The organism is Anabaena sp. FACHB-83 (genome assembly GCF_014697485.1).
In the GTDB taxonomy this organism is placed as follows: Bacteria; Cyanobacteriota; Cyanobacteriia; order Cyanobacteriales; family Nostocaceae; genus Nostoc_B.
This window is the reverse complement of the sequence record NZ_JACJRY010000001.1, coordinates 186,447-206,046: the sequence shown is the minus strand read 5'-3', so window position 1 is coordinate 206,046 and position 19,600 is coordinate 186,447. Positions and strand designations below refer to the sequence as shown.

General features: G+C 39.5%; 14 protein-coding genes. 6 read left to right on the top strand and 8 right to left on the bottom strand.

Going from position 1 to position 19,600, the window contains the following annotated elements:
- Positions 1-151 precede the first annotated feature (151 nt).
- The 6 genes from H6G79_RS00910 (at position 152) to H6G79_RS00885 (ending at position 9,688) form a co-directional block, all read left to right on the top strand.
- Complete coding sequence (locus tag H6G79_RS00910) at positions 152-3,148, top strand: peptidase domain-containing ABC transporter (protein ID WP_190587961.1); 2,997 nt, start codon at positions 152-154, stop codon at positions 3,146-3,148.
- Positions 3,149-3,194: 46 nt separating this feature from the next.
- Entirely contained in the window at positions 3,195-4,778 is a 1,584-nt protein-coding gene (locus H6G79_RS00905) for an HlyD family efflux transporter periplasmic adaptor subunit (protein WP_190587960.1), read from the top strand.
- 99 nt (positions 4,779-4,877) lie between these two features.
- Positions 4,878-5,375, top strand: a complete 498-nt coding sequence (locus H6G79_RS00900; protein ID WP_190587959.1) for a DUF427 domain-containing protein — start codon at positions 4,878-4,880, stop codon at positions 5,373-5,375.
- 977 nt (positions 5,376-6,352) lie between these two features.
- Positions 6,353-7,816, top strand: a complete 1,464-nt coding sequence (locus H6G79_RS00895; protein WP_190587958.1) for an SLC13 family permease — start codon at positions 6,353-6,355, stop codon at positions 7,814-7,816.
- A gap of 64 nt (positions 7,817-7,880) precedes the next feature.
- On the top strand, positions 7,881-9,131 hold the full coding sequence (locus H6G79_RS00890; RefSeq protein ID WP_190587957.1) for a glycerate kinase: 1,251 nt from the start codon (positions 7,881-7,883) through the stop codon (positions 9,129-9,131).
- 170 nt (positions 9,132-9,301) lie between these two features.
- The gene (locus H6G79_RS00885) at positions 9,302-9,688 is read left to right on the top strand and encodes a response regulator (RefSeq protein ID WP_313933863.1); all 387 of its coding nucleotides are present in this window, start codon (positions 9,302-9,304) and stop codon (positions 9,686-9,688) included.
- On the opposite strand, the gene H6G79_RS00880 is transcribed toward H6G79_RS00885, so the two are convergent.
- The 8 genes from H6G79_RS00880 to H6G79_RS00845 all read right to left on the bottom strand — a co-directional run bounded on the left by H6G79_RS00880 (position 9,685) and on the right by H6G79_RS00845 (position 19,548).
- Positions 9,685-11,259, bottom strand: a complete 1,575-nt coding sequence (locus tag H6G79_RS00880; RefSeq protein ID WP_190587955.1) for an iron uptake porin — start codon at positions 11,257-11,259, stop codon at positions 9,685-9,687. The two genes, H6G79_RS00885 and H6G79_RS00880, sit on opposite strands and share 4 nt — an antisense overlap.
- Before the next feature lie 100 nt (positions 11,260-11,359).
- Positions 11,360-11,821, bottom strand: coding sequence for a PepSY-like domain-containing protein (locus H6G79_RS00875; protein ID WP_242048156.1), 462 nt, complete (start codon positions 11,819-11,821; stop codon positions 11,360-11,362).
- Positions 11,822-11,975: 154 nt separating this feature from the next.
- Positions 11,976-13,526 carry an ATP-binding protein gene (locus H6G79_RS00870; RefSeq protein ID WP_190587954.1) on the bottom strand — a complete coding sequence of 517 codons (1,551 nt, stop codon included), beginning with the start codon at positions 13,524-13,526 and terminating at the stop codon, positions 11,976-11,978.
- Between the two features lie 116 nt (positions 13,527-13,642).
- Complete coding sequence (locus H6G79_RS00865; RefSeq protein WP_190587953.1) at positions 13,643-14,311, bottom strand: response regulator transcription factor; 669 nt, start codon at positions 14,309-14,311, stop codon at positions 13,643-13,645.
- Positions 14,312-14,414: 103 nt separating this feature from the next.
- A complete protein-coding gene (locus H6G79_RS00860; protein WP_190587952.1) occupies positions 14,415-15,404 on the bottom strand; it encodes a metal ABC transporter solute-binding protein, Zn/Mn family in 990 nt (329 codons plus the stop codon).
- 185 nt (positions 15,405-15,589) lie between these two features.
- The gene (locus H6G79_RS00855) at positions 15,590-16,627 is read right to left on the bottom strand and encodes a WD40 repeat domain-containing protein (RefSeq protein WP_190587951.1); all 1,038 of its coding nucleotides are present in this window, start codon (positions 16,625-16,627) and stop codon (positions 15,590-15,592) included.
- Between the two features lie 182 nt (positions 16,628-16,809).
- Positions 16,810-18,648, bottom strand: coding sequence for an ATP-dependent zinc metalloprotease FtsH3 (gene ftsH3 / locus H6G79_RS00850; protein ID WP_190587950.1), 1,839 nt, complete (start codon positions 18,646-18,648; stop codon positions 16,810-16,812).
- A gap of 93 nt (positions 18,649-18,741) precedes the next feature.
- Positions 18,742-19,548: an aminotransferase class IV gene (locus H6G79_RS00845; RefSeq protein ID WP_190588313.1), complete on the bottom strand. Its 807-nt coding sequence runs from the start codon at positions 19,546-19,548 to the stop codon at positions 18,742-18,744.
- Positions 19,549-19,600 lie beyond the last annotated feature (52 nt).

Here is a 19,600-nt window from a genome sequence, read left to right as displayed (position 1 = left end):
GAATTTATTTAACCAGGATAGAAGGTATGTTTATTAGTTGTAGTTTAAGCGACCTATTTAACCGAACCATAATATAAATTAATTGCTTTTTGATTATCTTGAACACAGTCAAGATTGTAAGTTTTTCCCAATATCAAATCAAGTTTAAAGTATGACCTATATTAAAAGCGCCTTTCAAGATTTTATTGCTAATGTAGCAGGATTTGAGCAATTACCTGCCGAAGTGATTGTGAGTATTGCGGAAAAACTAGAAGCTTGGCGCTATCGCATTGGGCAGAAAATTATAGGCAATGAAACCATACCACAAAAAATCATATTTTTATATGAAGGGCAAGTACGCCTGTTGGGTTATGAACCGCAAACCCAAGCAGCTATTACATTAAAATTGCTCAAACCGGGTGCAGCTATTGGGGAAATTAGTTTTTTGCGTCAGGTTCCTTGTGAAGTGGCGATCGCTTCCACGGAAGTGATATGTTTAGCTTTAAATATTGAAGAATATTCCCGCCTCATAACAGAATATCCAGAATTTGCCTACACCCGACAAAATCACAGCCATATTTCCGAAGTTTTTAGTGTTTTGGGTGTACAAGTCGCCAAACAAGCCAATTCTGTCACGAATTTTCTGGAATTATCTGAGCAAGCTTTACTCAACACTCAAATACAATACTTATCACCCGGCAAAAAATCATCTAACCAGCTAGATATTGATAGCATTTGGTTTGTGAGTGGGGGTGAAGTTAAGAATTTTCCTCCCGGTTCTCGCCTAGACTTAAATGCAGCCACAATAGACGTTACTGGGAAAAATCCTGCAAGGTTAATTGGTTTTGCACCAGGAGATTTATCATTTTTAGATAACTATTCTCAAGCTGAGGAAGAGTCTATTTATGATACACAAACAGAGATTACAGATGAGTTAGATATTCCCTACGCACCGGAAGAAATTACGGCGGTAGACTATCCAGCACCCAAAAAACAAAAGCACCTCAAATACCCCTTTGTTCGTGGTAGTGGAGAAGTCAATGCGACTTTTGCTTGTTTTCAAATGCTGTCCAAGCATTTACAAATTCCCATACGTCGAGAAGTTGTACGACGCATTTTATCTGAACAAATTAAACGCCAAGGTAGTATATCTTTTCCGGCTTGTGCATACATAGCAGAATTAATTGGTTTAAAATCCCAGTTAGTAGATTTACCCGCATCGACAATTGAACGTCTCCCCACACCAGCACTCATTCGTTATCGCAGCAATTTCGCTGTGTTGTATTCAGCAGATGCACATCATGTTGTTGTGGGTGTGCCATCCCAAGGTATAGTACGCTGTAAACCAAAAGAATTACTGGCAAATTTAGAACTAGAAGACGGTAATTACCAGCCACAAATGCGGGTATTACTGCTAAGTGCAACCAAAGAAACGCCAAAAGAAAGATTTGGTGTATCGTGGTTTTTACCTTATTTGTCGCGCTACCGTCGAGTGCTAATTGAAGTATTTATCGCTTCGTTCTTTGTCCAGTTAGCACAACTAGCAAACCCACTGGTAATTCAGTTAATTATCGACAAAGTAATTGTCCAGAACAGCATTAGTACTTTGAATGTTCTGGGTGCATTACTGTTAGTAGTGGGACTGTTTGAAGCGATAATTGGGACTTTGCGGACTTATTTATTTGTGGATACAACCAACCGCATTGATATGGGTTTGGGTTCACAGATTATTGACCACTTATTAAGATTACCACTGCGCTATTTTGAACGCCGTCCCGTCGGTGAATTGTCAACCAGAATCAACGAGTTAGAAAATATTCGTCAGTTTCTCACCGGGACAGCCTTAACTGTCGGGTTAGATGCCTTATTTTCTGTAGTTTATATTGTTGTTATGCTGTTTTACAGTTGGCAACTTACCTTAGTTGGGTTAGGGACAATTCCCATATTTGTTGTAATTACCTTAATCGCTTCACCCACTATTAGTAAACAGTTACGGAACAAAGCCGAACGCAACTCGGAAACTCAGTCTTATTTAGTTGAGGTGATGTCTGGTATTCAAACAGTAAAAGCGCAAAATATCGAATTGCGATCGCGCTTTTCTTGGCAAGAGCGTTATGCTCGTTATGTAGGCGCAGGATTTAAAACTGTTGTTACTTCAACCTTGGCTAATTCTACGAGTAACTTTCTCAATAAACTCAGTAGTTTACTAGTTTTATGGGTGGGTGCTTATTTAGTTTTGCAAGGTGAACTGACATTAGGTGAATTAATTGCATTTCGGATTATTTCTGGTTATGTCACCAGCCCAATTTTACGTTTAGCCCAACTCTGGCAAAACTTCCAAGAAACTGCTTTATCTTTAGAACGATTAAGTGATATTGTTGATACTCCAGAAGAAGGGGAAGCAGACAGAGGTAACATTCCCTTACCAGCCATTGAAGGTGCAGTGAAATTTGACAATGTTTCCTTCCGCTTTAACCCCAATGGCCCCTTACAACTAACTAATATCAACCTGGAATTTAGCACCGGACAATTTATAGGCATTGTCGGGCAGAGTGGCTCTGGTAAAAGTACAATGATGAAATTACTGCTGCGATTATATGATGTGGAATCCGGCAGAATTTTAATTGATGGTTATGATATTGCCAAAGTTGAACTTTACTCTTTAAGAAGACAAATAGGTGTCGTTCCCCAAGAAACATTATTGTTTGACGGAACAGTACAAGAAAATATTGCTTTAACTAACCCCGAAGCAACCACCGAAGAAATTATTGAAGCCGCGCGTGTGGCTTGCGCCCATGAATTTATTATGGGCTTACCCAACGGTTACAATACCCGCGTTGGTGAAAGAGGTGCGGGACTTTCGGGAGGACAAAGACAAAGAATTGCGATCGCCCGTTCTGTACTTCAACGACCAAAACTGCTAGTCTTAGATGAGGCCACCAGTGCCTTAGATTACCCCACAGAACGCCAAGTTTGTTTAAACTTAGCCAAAGCCTTTCAAGGTAGTACAGTATTTTTCATTACCCACCGCCTAAACACCGTCAGCCATGCAGATACTATCGTTGTCATGGACGCAAGCCGAGTCATAGAACAAGGAAGTCATCAAGAGTTAATGGCTGCTAAAGGTCATTATTCTTACCTATATCAACAACAAGAAGTTAATTTGTAATTAGTCAAGGGTTAATCACTCATTATTCCTCAAGGGTAAAACTACTATGACTCAAGTAAATGGTAATCGTCTCAATGGCAATAATGGTAACGGTAAACATCATTCAGAAACTCCTACCGAATCACCTGTATTAACATCTGTAAAGAAAGTTTCCCAACAGCCTTTAATAAATCAAAGATTTGATAACTTTGAACAATCGGTTGTTTTACGCCAGTCCCCAGTTTGGTCACGCACAATTATGTTGACCTTGATAGCATTAGCTGGGTTTGGTATTGCTTGGGCTTGTATTGCCAAAATTGAACAAGTTGTACCTGCGACTGGACAATTAAAACCCCAAGGAACAGTCAAAGAAGTGCAAGCACCAGTCAATGGTGTCGTCAAAGCAATTTATGTAAAGGATGGACAGAAAGTCAACCAAGGAGATTTATTACTCACCTTTGAAACCGTTGCAACTATAGCCGAATTAAATTCCTTAATTCAAGTACGGAATAGTTTGATTCGAGAAAATCAAATTTATCGTCGCTTGATGAATTCTAGTTATACTGTGGGTTCAGAATTAGAGTTTTTACGCAGTAGATTACCAACAGATGCCGTATTTTTGTTGAAAAGTCGCGCCGCCTTAGTTGCTGAAAATGAATTGTTACGCAAAGAACTAAGAAGTTCCTCATCTACTCAAGGGCTGGGTGTGGATGAACAACAACGTCTACAAGTGTCTAAACTAGAATTAGCTACCCGCGCCAATGCAGCACAATTAGAAATTGAAAAAACCAAAAAACAACTAACCCAAAACCAAGTTAAAATCGCTGATACCCAATCAAGTTTAGCAATTCAACAGCAGATTTTCAATAAACTGAAAACCTTGGCTGAAGAAGGGGGAATTTCTCAGTTACAATATCTGAATCAACAACAACAAGTACAAACCCTAGAAGCCGAAGTCGCCCAACTACAAGAAGAAGATAAACGCCTCAAATATGAAATCGAAAGAGGACGACAAGAACTCACTAATACTGTAGCGGTTTCCGGTAAAAATGTTTTAGAAAAAATCTCAGAAAATAAACAGCGTATCGCAGATATTGATAGCCAATTTATCAAAATTGTCCTAGAGAACGAACAGCGTTTAGCAGATATTACTAGTAAACTTTCCCAAGCCCAACTCAATCTCAGATACCAAGAACTCCGCGCACCTGTGAGTGGGACAGTTTTTGATTTACAAGCAAAAAATCCGGGGTTTGTAGCTAATTCAACCCAAAAATTACTGCAAATCGTCCCCAACGATAAGTATATTGCTGACGTATTTATTACTAATCAAGATATTGGGTTTGTCCGGGAAGGAATGAAGGCGGATATCAGAATTGATTCTTTTCCTTTCAGCGAATTTGGTGATATTAAAGGAGAATTAGTTTCTGTGGGTTCTGATGCTTTACCACCGGATGAAACTCATAAATTCTACCGATTCCCTGCCAGAATATCCTTAGATAAGCAAGCACTCGAAATGAATGGGAAAGAACTACCCTTGCAGTCTGGGATGTCAATCACAGCTAATATTAAGGTAAGGGAAGAAAGAACAGTGATGAGTCTATTTACTGAATTGTTTACCAAGCAAGTGGATAGTTTAAAAGAAGTACGCTAATTTTGGCGCTTTGAGTTTTGTTGCAGCGATCGCATTTACACCAACCTATGACTTTACGGTAAAGTAAAGGCGATCGCATATTTATTTCTACCTACTTGTATGGTTTTTCATCAACGCATCGAACCAGCACCTGGACAAGAATCAGTATGGGATTATCCCCGTCCCCCGCGCTTAGAACCTGTCAACAAACACATACAGATAATTTTTAATGGCGTAACCATTGCAGACACCCACAACGCCAAACGTGTCTTAGAAACCAGCCATCCCCCCTCTTACTACCTCCCACCAGAAGATATCAAAATGGAATATTTGATATCAGTACCACAATCTAGTTTTTGCGAGTGGAAAGGACGCGCCGGTTATTACACCATTCGCGTTGGTGATAAAGAAGTCCAAAACGCCGCTTGGTATTATCCCAGCCCAACATCAGCATTTGCATCTATTAAAGACCATGTGGCTTTCTACGCTCATTTAATGGATGCTTGTTATGTAGATGGTGAAAAAGTCCAACCACAACCAGGAAACTTCTACGGTGGTTGGGTGACTAATAATATTGTCGGGCCATTTAAAGGCAGCCCCGGTACTTGGGGATGGTGAATTGTTAAGTTAAAAAACTCTCTAACCTATCACTTATAGGACTTACACATAAAAACGAAAAATCAAGGGTTTTGGCGAGGGTGTAGGGGTACAGGGGTATTGGGTGTATGTATCTAAAACCCTTACGCCACACACCCTTACACCCAATCTTCATAGACAATCTTGGTGCGTAAGTCCTGACTTATAACCTACTCAAAACAACAACACCCTAACTACTACTCACTTAGTAATTTCCTCAAATACATCATTCATCTTAGGCTTTAACCGATATACATTCAACTATCAGTTATAACGCCTCAGTTTACCCAGAGGAGGAAATATTAGTGTTCGAGTTGGGTGTTGTCGTTTATGCGAGACAGATTCAAATTAAACAGCGTTTTTACCTCATAACTAACTTGAACATTGGCTGTTGATCTGCCAGGGAAGTTTCTCAACTTCAATTATTAATCTATCACAGCTAAATCTTGAGAATTAACTTTGATAATAAAGTTTACTGTTTGACTTTTAACACTTACATATTATGTTGCTAAATATTAAGACATCCTGAGTCAAAGTTAGGAGATATTAGGGTTTTAGAAAATAAATCTACCCTCTGCCAAAAGGTTTAAAGTAGGGATGGGTTTACAGATATGCTCACCAATTAACGATGATCTAAATAAACCCGCCCCTACTAAATTCGCTTCATTACACCCAAGCTACGCAAATTTTATCATTCTCAGCACTTTCAACTCAGCACTCTTTATGAAATAGATCCCCGACTTGTTGAACAAGTCGGGGATCTGGAATGAGTATGAGATTGACGACGTGAGTCAACTGCTGATGTTTCATGAGACTTTTCTCATGTTTCCTTAATTATGTTCTCATCAAGCCCTAATTAAATTTAGATTAAGCCAAAGTTAAACTTCAGGCTGCAATTTCAGTCAAGAGGCACACCTACAAATAAGTCTGTCTCAACCAGTGTCAGCAAAACCTAGAACATGAAACTACCTGTAAATCAACACAAGGGTATCCCGATAAATAATTTATTAGTGAGACTTAGTAAATTTTTTCGCATTTCCAACCGTTGGCAAATTAAGTCACTCGTAACACTATTTTTAACATCTCTATCTGGAGTAGTAGTCTTTTTACCGCAGGGTTTATCTATACCAGGAAGGTTGACTATCTTTGTCTTTCTCCTAGCAGTCATTTTGTGGTCAACGACTTCAATTAATGCTGGTTATGTGGCTTTATTTTCTGTGCTATTGCTGCTATTAACTGGAGGCATTTCTCAAGAACAGTTTTTTGAGTCTTTGGGGTCTGATGTTGTTTGGTTAATGATAGGGGCGTTTATTTTAGGAGGTGCAGTTAAGCAAACAGGTTTAGCCACAAGACTGACTCAAATAGTGGCAGCAAAAGCACATAATGTTAGCAGTTTATTTTGGCTATTAACTACAGTTTTAATTCCCCTATCTTTTTTAATTCCCTCGACTTCGGGACGTGCTGCTGTTACCCATCCGATTTATCGTAGTGTCGCCAATGCTACAGACGATCAACGAACTCGTCAGGCGATCGCACTCTTAATGCCCACTGTAATTCTAGTCTCTACAATCGTTTCGCTCACAGGCGCAGGCTCCCATTTAGTCGCCCAAGATTTACTAAAAGAAATTTCTAATACCAGTATTTCTTTTAGTCAGTGGTTACTTTATGGCTTACCTTTTGGAGTTGTTGCTAGTTACGCCTCTTGTTGGGTAATTATGCGGTTGTTTTTAGACAAACAACGCCTGCAACAAAAATTAAATGTGGAATGTTTACAAACAAAACCTTTATCTCCACCAGAACGCCAAACATTATGGGTTGTTTTGTTAATGTTGGCACTGTGGCTAACAGAACAATGGCATGGTTTAGAAATAGCTACCGTCACCGTCATCGGTGCCATGATTCTCACCGCGCCGAACTTTGGAGTGATTAAATGGAAAGATGCTGTCAAAGCTGTTTCCTGGAATTTAATTATTTTTGTCGGGGCAACTTTAGTATTAGGCAAAGCATTAATCAGTTCTGGTGCTTCGGGATGGTTGATTAACAATATTTTTCAATTTAGTGACATCAACAGCGCCAAATCTCACTTCTTAATTTTGTTACTAATTGCCATTATTTCTCTCACTTCCCACATATATATGACTTCTCACACCGCTAGGGCAGCAGCTTTAGTACCACCGTTACTTTACCTCGCTAACAGTTTAAATATCAATCCTGTTGCTGTCTTATTTCTCAGCACTTTGGGTATGGACTATTGCCTAACTTTTCCTGTCAGTTCTAAAGCATTAATGGTTTATCAAGATGCCGACGAAGGTTTTAAACCAACAGATTTACTCCGGTTAAGTTCAGTAATGATTGTGATTCACTTGGCTTTAATTCTGCTGTTTTATTACACCTGGTGGCGTTGGGTAGGATTATCTCTCTAATTCTTCCCCATCTCTCTAAATTTAACGACAAAAAAAGCGGCTGGTTTGCCGCAGGAAATTAATAATGACACTAAACATTCTAATCGCTCCTTCTGGATTTAAAGAAAGTCTTGATGCAGAACAAGTCGCTGACTGTATTGCTACAGGTATCGCCAGAGTTATACCCGATGTAAATATTTGCAAAGCACCTTTAGTAGATGGCGGTGAAGGCTTTACCAAAACCTTAGTTGCAGCCACAGGCGGAACCTTGCATCACTTGGAAGTAACTGGCCCTGTAGGACAAAAAGTACAATCTCACTTTGGCTTTTTGGGTGGAACTATGAAAAAAACCGCAGTCTTAGAAATGGCGGCGGCGGCTGGGTTGCGGCTTGTACCTACCGATATGCGAAATCCCATGATAACCACGACTTATGGAGTAGGTGAGTTAATTAAGGCTGCTTTAGATGCTGGTGCTGAACGTATTTTAGTCGGCTGTGGCGACTCTGGCACAAACGATGGTGGTGCGGGAATGGCGCAAGCTTTGGGTGTGAAGTTGCTAGATAACAATGGTAATGAGTTAGGTTTGGGTTGTAGTGAATTAGTTAAACTCCAACGCATAGATTTATCTGCCAAGGACTGTCGTTTAAATCAAGTCGAGATTGATGTTGCTTGCAATTGGCATAATCTTTTGTGTGGAGAGAAAGGCGTGGCGAGAGTTTTCGGCCCTCAAAAAGGCGCATCTGCTGAAACGGTAGAACAAATGGCTTTTGCTTTAGAACACTATGCGGCGGTTATCAAAGCAGATTTAGGTTTAGATGTGCGAGAAATGGCTGGTAGTGGTGCTTCTGGTGGTTTGGGTACGGGCTTACACGCTTTAATTGGCGCGACATTACACCCACGCTACGATATTGTGATGCAGTATTTGGAATTAGATAATTTAATTCCTCAAGCTGATTTAGTAATTACAGCAGAAGGTTGCATTGATTTTCAAACGCCACGGGGTAAAATTCCGGCGGAAGTTGCTAAACGTGCCAAGCGTTATCAATTACCAGTGATTGCATTAGTTGGGACAATTGGCGAAGGCGCAGAAATTAATTTTCAACAAGGAATTGATTATTTCAATAGTATTTTGACTCATCCTTGTCAATTAAATGAGGCGATTTCTCAAACTGCAACTTTATTAACTAATGCGGCGGAACAAGTGGCGCGGTTGCTATTAGTTGGTAAGCAAATTCGCCGTTATCAGGACTTACGCCAGGGGAATAAAAAAAATCACAGAAGACGCAGAGTTGCAGAGAGTCAGTTAGTGACTTCCAGCTATAAATCTATCAGTTAAGTATAGCAAAGTAAATATTTGTAGTTGGGAAGAGGCAGGAGGAAAAAGGGTTTTAGTTTGATTTTTTTCTTAACATAGTTAGTTATGTTTCCCCACCGACTTACTTAATTTGAATTGAAATATTTCCCCAGAATTTACTATTTATCCGGTAATTTTGGGGAATTTTAAATGTGGATAAACCAGGAGTAATTATGCAGAAAATTTTGATTGTTGAAGATGAGATTCGGATTGCATCATTTATTGAAAAAGGCTTGCGGCAGAATGGTTTTAATACTGCGATCGCAAATAATGGTGAACAAGCTTTACAAATGTTGACCACAGCTAAATTTGATTTATTGTTATTAGATATTAATATCTCTGTCAAGGATGGTTTAACAGTTATGTCTGAATTACGCGAACATAATTTACTGATTCCCACCATCATAGTTAGCGCAAATCATGACATTTTAAAAAAAGTTTCTCAATCAGGAAATAAAGCTGTCCCTTACATCAGTAAACCATTTAAATTTACCGATTTATTGAACAGCGTTCGCGCTCATTTATCGCCAAATAATTAAAATTCTAAGCTGGTGCGAATAGTTCCGACTAAAAGACTATCGTGATTGGCATTATGTTCAGGGTTAGTAATTAAAAATATTCCTGGAGTAATCGAAATATTCTCTGTCACCTGAAATCGATAAAAACCTTCTATATGTAAGGAAGTATCATGATCAGCCAGCAAACTACTATTAATAACTTTTGGTGGCATTCCCACAACTAAACCTGCTAAATTACCCTCACTACCCAAATCAGGAAAAGCTAAACTAATGGCATAATTTAAAACTTCTGCATTATCATTTGTGACTGGTGACTCTGCTTGTGTATATCCCACCCAACCAGAAACAATAAACTTAGGATTGATTCGCCAGCTAGTTTCTAAACCAAAGGAGTTGGCTGTGGTTGAAACATTACCAAAAGGGCTACGCGCTGTTAAACTACCCGTGCTACCTGTCAAATTTACGTCACTTGCTCCACCGCCTGCATAGTAAGTATGAATATAGGTAAAAGCAATGCCTAAATTGTGAGTTGGTTGATAAGTAACATTTCCCAGTGCAGCAAAATTACCATTAAATAAACCGTTTTTTTCTGTTGGTAAAGCTGCATTATTAGTTAGATAAGCAAAGCCAAAATTAGTATTATTATTGATTTGATAATTTATTCCTAACCCTGTGCCATCTATACCTCGTACAATCGGGTTATATCTACCAAAGCGGGAAACTGCACCACTATCACTACTTGCTAAAGGATTGATTGGGTTAGCAATATCATTTAACTCCATTTCAGTGATAGCAATTGTGGTTTTGATTCTATCTCCAATCGGGAAAGCATAATATACTTCATCTAGACCAATATTATTATTCGTATCTTCATCAAAACCTAAACGTGTCATTCCTGTTCCGGTAATATTTTCATCAAATTCAGGAATATTACCTGACTCTAAACGGATATTTAATTCATCTTTACCAGTAAAACTCGTGAGAAAATTTAACCGCACACGTTGAGCTAAGGTGAGATTTGTATTTAAATCAAGATTGTTATTAAGATGATCATCTTTATCGGCAACTGTTTCACCAAAAACGCCAGCCGCGCCTATAATAACTTCCGCTTCTAGTTTTGTAGTGGTAGCAAATTGATTTGCTGCTAAATTAGAAGTGTGACTTTCTAAAGTTTCTACACGATTGCGAATTATGGATAATTCAGCAGAAAACTCTGCTTGGAGTTTTTGAATTAAATCTAAGTCTACTTTAGTTATAGAACTATCTTTTGCTGTAGTTATGATTTCTTGAATTTTCGCTAGACAAGTATTTAAAGCTGCGGCAAACTCATAACGTGACATTGCACTATTGCCTAAATAACTGCCATTAGAATAACCAGCAATACAAGCATATCTTTCTACCAAAGATTGTAAAGCCTGAAACGCCCAGTCTGTAGGTAGAATATCAGACAGTTGAGAAACTGAAGTTAATTGTGCTAGTTCTTTTTGAGGTGTATCTAGCTGAGTTTCTCCGGCAAAAGTTGGTGAAATAGTTGGAAATGTGGAGAATAATAAGCTTGATAAAAAAGTTATTTTTTTACACACATTAGACATGGGAACAGCCAGAGTTAATGATCAATACTTTGTATTAACTCTATCTTAATTGAATCTTAAATTAAGCTGATAAATCATGAGAATTTTCTCATGATTAAACTTAATCTTCATACATATCTACTTGTGTATTGCCATGAACATCAAAATATAATTCATATTCCATTTCACCATCAGTAATATCTACTTCATAAAAGTTACCTTTGGGTGTAATTTCAATTTCATATTTGGTAATTTTAAATGTTGGATATTCTTGGCGAATACGTTTTAAAATAACATCAGGAAATTCTTTCTCAGTCACATAGTATTCTGTTTCTAACCATTCACCTGTCTCAGAAAACTCAGCTTCGTATTTAACATTTTTTTTAATAAAAGTTGCTTCATACCCATAATAATTTCTTTGCCAGAGACGCGGTTTTTCAGAATATTTATTTGTGAATGCAGATTCTACACTTGCAGGAGTTTCTGGCAATTTGTCTTGATTTGATACAATATCACAACCAGCGATCGCTAAAACTAACACAGCATTAAAAATGCCGACTATAGTTTTTTGTAGAGGCATCATAAAACTTGAGTTCTACCAATTACATTGAGATGATTCTATTTTTACTTTATCAAGATAGCGTTGACTAGTTGACTGAAGGACAAATCCATCTGCATCCATCTGCGGTTAATTATTTTTGTCTGTACCTCACTAGGTTAAGAAAGGCTGTAATCTTTTAATTATTGCTCTCTTGGGACGGTTCCACAGGTAAAGTAATTGTAAATGTGGCTCCTGTTCCTAGTTGACTTTCGAGAGTCATTTCTCCAGCGTGAGCCTCTACAATAGCTTGAACTATAGATAATCCTAACCCGGCTCCTTCAGAACGACGGCGACTGTTTGCCGCACGCGCAAAACGTTCAAAAATTCTTTTTTGGTCTACTTTAGCAATACCCTCACCAGTATCGCTAACCCAAAAGCAAATTTTACCGTGACGAATAGCCGAACCCAGGGTGATGGTATCAGTAGTTTTTGTATGCTGTGTAGCATTCTGCACTAAATTCATTACAGCCTGAGTCAAACGCTGGCGATCTGCAACAATTTTACCTTTAGCAGTGGCTCTTAGTTGCCAGTTGCGATCGCCCAAAGCTTGAACCTTCACAAACAGTTCTTCAATTAAGGCGCAAACATCAACTGTTTCTAAACATAAAAAATCAGGACGTTCCGCCTTTGCCAGTAAACTTAAATCATTCACAAATCGGTTCATCCGTTCTAATTCATCCATGACTAAAGCTAGAGTTTCTTTTATTTCTTCTGGGTCATCACCCATCAACTCTAAATGACCACGAATAATCGTAATTGGTGTACGTAATTCATGCCCCGCGTCATTAATAAAATTACGTTGGCTAATAAAAGCAGCTTCCAACCTATCCATCATTTCATTAAAAGTAGCTGTTAATTCTGCAAGTTCACCCTCACCAACTATAGAAAGGCGTTGATTTAAATCAGACTCACTAATATTCCGTGCAGTTTGAGTTAACAAGCGTAAGGGTGCAAGAATTCTTCCTGAAGCAAACCAAGCTAAAACTAAAGCTAATAATATAATTCCTACACTTACAGGAATAATCACACTGATAGCTTCTCCCACCTCGCCATGTTCCCCGGCTGTAGTGTGGGCAATAACAAATACTCCGATAACTTCGCCCTTAATTGTCACAGGTTGAGCCAAATAAATAATATTCCCAACACTGCTACCCGGAATTATTTTTTCCCCTTCCTCTGGTTGAGTTAAGTTTGACCAATAGCGAATTAGTTTTGAATCTCTACTCAGTTCTTTTGGTCTACCTCTAGGGCTAGATTTGTAAAATTTACCTTCTGTTAGCGCAATTAAAAAAGTATCGTCTTCAGGAATTTGATTTACCAAAAAAGCATCAAAAAAATCTTTTAATTCATCTAAAGATTTGGGAGCTTTAATTAAGCGGTTATCTGCTTCTCTTAAAAGATTAATTGTCTCATCTGCTTCCCTATTTTCGAGATAATCTAAGAATTGAGGTTTACCATTAACTAATTCTAAAAAAATCCCCATTTTCTCGTTAATTTCTTTATGCACCCGCCTATCAACTTGGGCATATAAAAAATAACGAAATACTGGCACAAAAAAGATAAATATAAAACATAAAATGAGAAAATACCAAAAAAGTATTTGAGTACGTGTCGCCCAAAACAGACCCTTAAAATTTTTCAAAAAGTTAGTTTTGACTTCTTGTTGATGATTTTGAATTTTTCTCATTTTTAAATAACAATGCGACGGATAAATTATCTATAAAAACCTTATCTGTCGCATTTTTACTATTGATGATTTTCTTGAGTATACGATAAACAGATAAAAGTTTAATGAGAAATTTCTCATGTTCGCAGACGATAACCCATACCTCTGACAGTTTCGATGAGGTGGTTGCCGAGTTTTTTTCGCAAATATCCTACATAAACATCGACAATATTAGAACCTGGATCATAGTCATAACCCCACACCCTATCTAACAATTGTTCACGGCTTAAAACTTGTCCGGGGTGGCGAAAGAAAGTTTCTGCCAGGGTAAACTCCCGTGCTGGTAATTCTACAGTTTTGTTACCCACTTTTACTTTACGCGATCGCAAATCTAAAACTACATTTCCCACCTTCAGCACCATCTCATCAGTACCTTGGTTACTAACACTGTTGCGTAATCGCGCTTTTACCCGTACTAATAATTCTTCAAAGCGAAAAGGCTTAGTAATATAGTCATCAGCACCAGCTTCAAAACCTGCAACTTTATCTTGAATATCATCACGCGCAGTCAAAATAATTACAGGAAAATTCTCACCTTGTCCGCGTATTTCTTCTAAAACACCCAAGCCGTCCTTACCCGGTAGTCCTAAATCCAAAATCATCAAGTCAAAAGCACTACCTAAAGCCATTTCCGTAGCTGAACGTGCATCAACCGCCACAGACGTTGTAAAACCGTGAGAACGCAATCCTTTCTCAATAAAAGCGGCAATTCTGGGTTCATCCTCCGCAATAAGAATTCTATTCATCTGATGCACCTACTTTTCTGAGTTTTAAAGGTAAGACATCGGTAAATGTACCACCTGTTCCCAAGAGGATTTTTTAGTTAACATTGCTGAATTTTCATTTATGCTACTTACTAGCCTTCGGTGTAAAGATTAAATAAGTTCCTCCCAAACCTTCTACAATAGTGCGTGTATTTGCTTCCAACATTTTTTGATAACTATTAGCATCACTATTGGCATCTCCAAGACCATCAGTATAAAGTTCCCTTTCCGAAACTCTGACTTCTGCTGTTTGGGCTATCGATTGAATTAACTGTTTATTAATATTTTTCTCAGCAAAAATAGTTGGTATTTTAGCTTGTTGAATATTTTTAACTAAACTATTTAACTGCCTATCTGTTGGTTGATTTTCGGGATTAATACCAGCTAATACCCCCACTAAAGTCATCCCATAGGCTTTAGCATAATAAGCCAGTGCATTATGACTGATAACTAATTCACGTTTATCACTAGGAATACTAGCAATTCTGGTTTTTATCCAACTATCTAATTGAGTTAATTCACTTTTAATTTGTTTAGTATTTTGATTATAAATTGCTGCATTATTAGGCTCTAGCTTTTTCAGGTTATTGTTAATAACATCAACCATTTTGATGCCATTTTTCGGATTGTGCCAAATATGGGGGTCGATAACTCTTTTGCCATCTTCAATAAATCTTTGTGGTTTTGGCACTGCTAACTGATTCACAGCTATTTTTGGTGCAGTATTACTACTTGATTTTATAGTTTTGATCAAGCCCGGTTCAAAATTATAGCCATTGTAGAAAATCAGATTAGCTTGGTCGATAGTTTCCTTATCTGCGGCTTTTGGTTGATAGTTATGAGGGTCTGTACCTGGGGGAATTAAACAAGCGAGGTTGACTGTATTTTCAGCAACTTGTTTGATTAAGTCACACAATATACTGGTTGTAGCAACAACTTTGGGTAGATTTTCATCTGCTGTTGTCGTTTGTGTAAAGGAAGTTTGAGTCGCTTGTCTTGTACAACCAACCAAGCCAATCAAAAAACTAACGCAAGCAGCCCGTAACAAAGTATTAAATAGCAATTTATTGAGCATAATCAAGGGCTAGTAGCTTTCCTGAATAAATTTAACAATAATCATTATTATTAAATAACAGTGAAATATTAAATATTCAGGAATAAGCCATAAAATAAGTAAACTTTTATCAATAAATACTCTGTCTCCCTTGTTGTTAAGTAAAAAACAAAATGCCAGAAAAAATTATGAGACCATTTCAGACTTCAGACTTCGTTTGACCAGATAATTAATTCGCCTTGTTCACCACCTGCGGCGAGAAACTTGCCTTGAGAATGCCAAGCTAAGGTGGAAAAACCGGCGGTAGCACCTGTGAGAATTTGAGATACTTGTGCTGCTTCTGACCACAAACACAATAAACCATCAGCGCCGGCGGAGGCTAATAAGAAGCTGTGGGGTGCAAATGCGATCGCATTAATCACATCCACATGATTAGTCAACACCCGCGCTTCCCAACCTAGAGATTCATCCTCTAACTTTTCCCAGACGACAATACCCTCAACACTGGAAGAAGCCAGAATAGGCGCACCCAGTTCGGTAGTAGCTTCCGACCATGACAACTGCCGAATCTTACCAGGAAAGCCACGCATAATCCACGGGTCGGGGTTGCCCCATTCCAATACCGTGACGCTGCGATCCATATTACCGGAAGCCAGATATTTGCTATCAGGCGACCAACCCATAGCTACACTGACCGTTGGCATAGCCAGAAAATAGGGTTCTTCATCCCAGTTTTGACTTTCCCAAATTTTGACTCCTTGATAGCCGCTAATTGCTAAATACTGGCCATCACTACGCCAATCTATCCCTAAAACGGAGGAGTTATCAAAATTCAAGGTGACGACTATCTCACCCAAATCGGCATCCCAGACTTGCACGTAACGCCCCAAACTAAAAGCCAGTAAGTTACTAGTATGATTCCAAGCCAACTTATCTACCCAGGCTGGTGCATTTTCTAAGGTGGCGATGAGTTCCTGTTCCCGCCAAATTTTGACTTGTCCATCCTGTCCACCAACGGCTAAAAATTTGCCATCAGCCGAAAAAGCCACACAGTCTACAGATTTACCACTACCACTTTGCAACTCTATGGCATTGCCATCATTCCATAGCACCACCTCGCCAGCCGCAGATGTCGCCGCGAGAATTTCACCTCCAGGAGACCAAGCTAATGCTGTGACGTAATCTGACAGCATCCCGGAATCATAAGTAGCAAATTCTGAGGATTGGTTAGTTGTCAAGTTCATTTTTATCTGCGTTTATCCGCGTTCATCTGCGGTTAATTTTATCTAAATCTCAATTCAGCGAGAAGTTGTGATGAGGGTTTTCCTGCGGGTAAACTTCGGTGACTCAGCACTTTTAAGAAAAATGGGGTAATTCTTTTTCAGAACTACCCCAAATCCAAATTTTAGATGATTACCGCAGTTGATTAAGCAAAGGCGGCAGTTTTCACATCATTATTTGCCAAAATTTCTTGCAATTCTTCAGCATCTACTGTTTCTTTATCAACTAGCATTTGGGCTAACTGATCAAGAATGTGACGGTTGTTGACTAATACTTCTTTGGCGCGGATGTAGGCTGTATCTACGAGTTTCCGCACTTCTTCGTCAATGGCAGCAGCAGTTTCTTCGGAAAAGTCGCGCTCTGACATAATATCGCGTCCGAGGAACATATTACCTTGTTGACGACCCAGGGCAACAGGCCCCAAGCGATCGCTCATGCCAAAGCGAGTGATCATTTGACGGGCTACTCTTGCTACCTGTTGTAGGTCATTAGAAGCACCTGTAGTTACTTCTTCTTCACCAAAGATAATTTCTTCGGCTAAACGACCACCTAATGCCACAGCCATCTGATTTTCCAGATAGGAGCGACTGTATAAACCTGTGTCCATCCGGTCTTCGCTGGGGGTGAACCAAGTTAAACCACCGGCACGACCGCGAGGAATAATACTAATCTTTTGTACTGGGTCATAGTCGGGCATCAATGCACCAACTAAGGCGTGACCAGCTTCGTGATAAGCTACCAAGGTCTTGCGTTTTTCGCTCATTACCCGGTCTTTCTTCTCTGGGCCAGCTAACACGCGATCGATGGCATCATTGATTTCATCCATCGAAATTTCGGTTAAGTTGCGGCGGGCTGCCAAAATTGCGGCTTCGTTGAGCAAGTTAGATAAATCTGCACCAGTAAAACCAGGTGTCCGACGGGCAATTTTATCCAAGTCCACATCTTTGGCTAAGGTTTTGCCACGGGCGTGAACTTTCAGGATTTCGCTACGTCCGGCGTAGTCGGGACGGTCTACTACAACTTGACGGTCGAAGCGACCAGGACGTAATAAAGCTGCGTCTAATACGTCGGGACGGTTGGTAGCAGCAATGATGATGATGCCAGTGTTGCCTTCAAAACCATCCATTTCGGTGAGTAACTGGTTGAGGGTTTGTTCCCGTTCATCGTTACCACCGCCTAAACCAGCACCCCGTTGACGACCAACTGCGTCAATTTCATCGATGAAGACGATACAAGGAGCGTTAGATTTAGCTTGCTCAAATAAATCACGGACGCGGGAAGCACCCACACCCACGAACATTTCTACAAATTCAGAACCAGAGATAGAGAAGAAAGGTACACCAGCTTCCCCAGCTACAGCACGAGCGAGGAGGGTTTTACCTGTACCTGGAGGCCCTACTAATAATACTCCTTTAGGAATTTTGGCACCGACAGCAGTAAAGCGATCGGCGTTTTTCAGAAAGTCTACAACTTCATTTAATTCAAGTTTGGCTTGGTCAATCCCCGCAACATCACCAAATGTAACTTGAGTTTGGGGTTCCATCTGCACTCGCGCCTTGGATTTACCAAAGTTCATGGCTTGGCTACCGGGGCCACTTTGAGCGCGGCGGAGTAAGAAAAATAAACCAACTAACAGCAGTACAGGGAAAAATAAACTGCTCAGTGCTTTAAACCAAAAGCCTTCATCGGTTTGAGGCAATACAGAAATATCAACGCCTTTAGAGGTAAGAGTGTTAATCAGGTCGGGGTCGTTAACTAAGGTAACTTTAATTTGGCTACCGTCCTGAGATTTAACAATGGCTGTGGAACGATCTGCACTCAGCCTAACTTGTGTAACTTTACCTTTTTCAACTTCTTGAATAAATTGACTGTAGCGCCATGTTTGTGTGTTTTGGGGTTGTTTGTCAAAGAATGCTGTTCCCAGCGCAATGACAACAATAAACAGTAGTGCGTACAGCCCCGCATTTCTCCATCTTTTATTCACTGAGGTCTATCTCCTGTATTTTCTGTGCTTTCGCGGAGTGTCTCTGTATGAGAGGGGATTATTAAGAATTATGTTAACTTATTTTAAGGTATCTCAAAATGGTACGGCTGTCATGCTAAAAAGCCTCCTAATTTGTAGAAAATTTGCATGGTTGGGATTATATTGTAGCGACCCTGAAGCTTGCTCAACGGTATGAATCGGGATAATTTCTACCACACTATTAGTGTAGGCGATCGCTTCAAATCCCGTGACTAACTGGGGTGTCCAAGGTTCCTCTCGCACTTGTAGCTGTTGATTTTGCAGCCATTGGATAATTTGCGATCGCCCAATTCCGGGTAAAATCCCTACATATTCGGGCGGTGTCCACCAACAATTATCTCGCCATCCCCAAAGATTGCCAGTGGTGGTTTCTAGCCAATTCCCCCCCCCATCAACTAAAATCGCTTCTTGGGCGGCTAAATTCTGCACACTATTTTTCGCTAACCAAGCACCCAAATAATTACCTGTTTTATGAGAAGGCAAGTTGCGGGAAAATTGAGGTTGTGCAATGGCGCATTTCACCCCATGCTGTTGTTTTTCTAATAAATCTGCTGGTAAATTTCTGCCAATTATCCATTCCCTACCATCAGGAAACAAGGTAATTCTGAGAACGGGGAAATGTTTGATGAGAAATTGTGCGCCTTGATATATGCGCTGCCAATCTGGTTGTTGCCAAGCAAAAAATTGTAAACTCAACTTCAGGCGATCGCAGTGTGCCTGCCAGTTGCTTAAACTACTATCGAGAGAATTTTCATAAACCCGCAGTGTAGTAAATATCGTTGCGCCATAAAGTAACCCCGGATCGTTAATATCTAATTCCAGGGTTTGAGATTCGATTAATTTGCCGTTATACCAATAAATAGGTTTACCCACTCTAGTCAACCCAAAAAATTCTCTTTCTATCTCTTCTCTT

What these genes read in the sequence shown, in the direction of transcription:
- H6G79_RS00910 (WP_190587961.1), top strand. Translation starts at nt 152, where the DNA reads ATGACCTATATTAAAAGCGCCTTTCAAGATTTTATTGCTAATGTAGCA.
- H6G79_RS00905 (WP_190587960.1), top strand. Translation starts at nt 3,195, where the DNA reads ATGACTCAAGTAAATGGTAATCGTCTCAATGGCAATAATGGTAACGGT.
- H6G79_RS00900 (WP_190587959.1), top strand. Translation starts at nt 4,878, where the DNA reads ATGGTTTTTCATCAACGCATCGAACCAGCACCTGGACAAGAATCAGTA.
- H6G79_RS00895 (WP_190587958.1), top strand. Translation starts at nt 6,353, where the DNA reads ATGAAACTACCTGTAAATCAACACAAGGGTATCCCGATAAATAATTTA.
- H6G79_RS00890 (WP_190587957.1), top strand. Translation starts at nt 7,881, where the DNA reads ATGACACTAAACATTCTAATCGCTCCTTCTGGATTTAAAGAAAGTCTT.
- H6G79_RS00880 (WP_190587955.1), bottom strand. Translation starts at nt 11,259, where the DNA reads ATGTCTAATGTGTGTAAAAAAATAACTTTTTTATCAAGCTTATTATTC.
- H6G79_RS00875 (WP_242048156.1), bottom strand. Translation starts at nt 11,821, where the DNA reads ATGATGCCTCTACAAAAAACTATAGTCGGCATTTTTAATGCTGTGTTA.
- H6G79_RS00870 (WP_190587954.1), bottom strand. Translation starts at nt 13,526, where the DNA reads ATGAGAAAAATTCAAAATCATCAACAAGAAGTCAAAACTAACTTTTTG.
- H6G79_RS00865 (WP_190587953.1), bottom strand. Translation starts at nt 14,311, where the DNA reads ATGAATAGAATTCTTATTGCGGAGGATGAACCCAGAATTGCCGCTTTT.
- H6G79_RS00860 (WP_190587952.1), bottom strand. Translation starts at nt 15,404, where the DNA reads ATGCTCAATAAATTGCTATTTAATACTTTGTTACGGGCTGCTTGCGTT.
- H6G79_RS00855 (WP_190587951.1), bottom strand. Translation starts at nt 16,627, where the DNA reads ATGAACTTGACAACTAACCAATCCTCAGAATTTGCTACTTATGATTCC.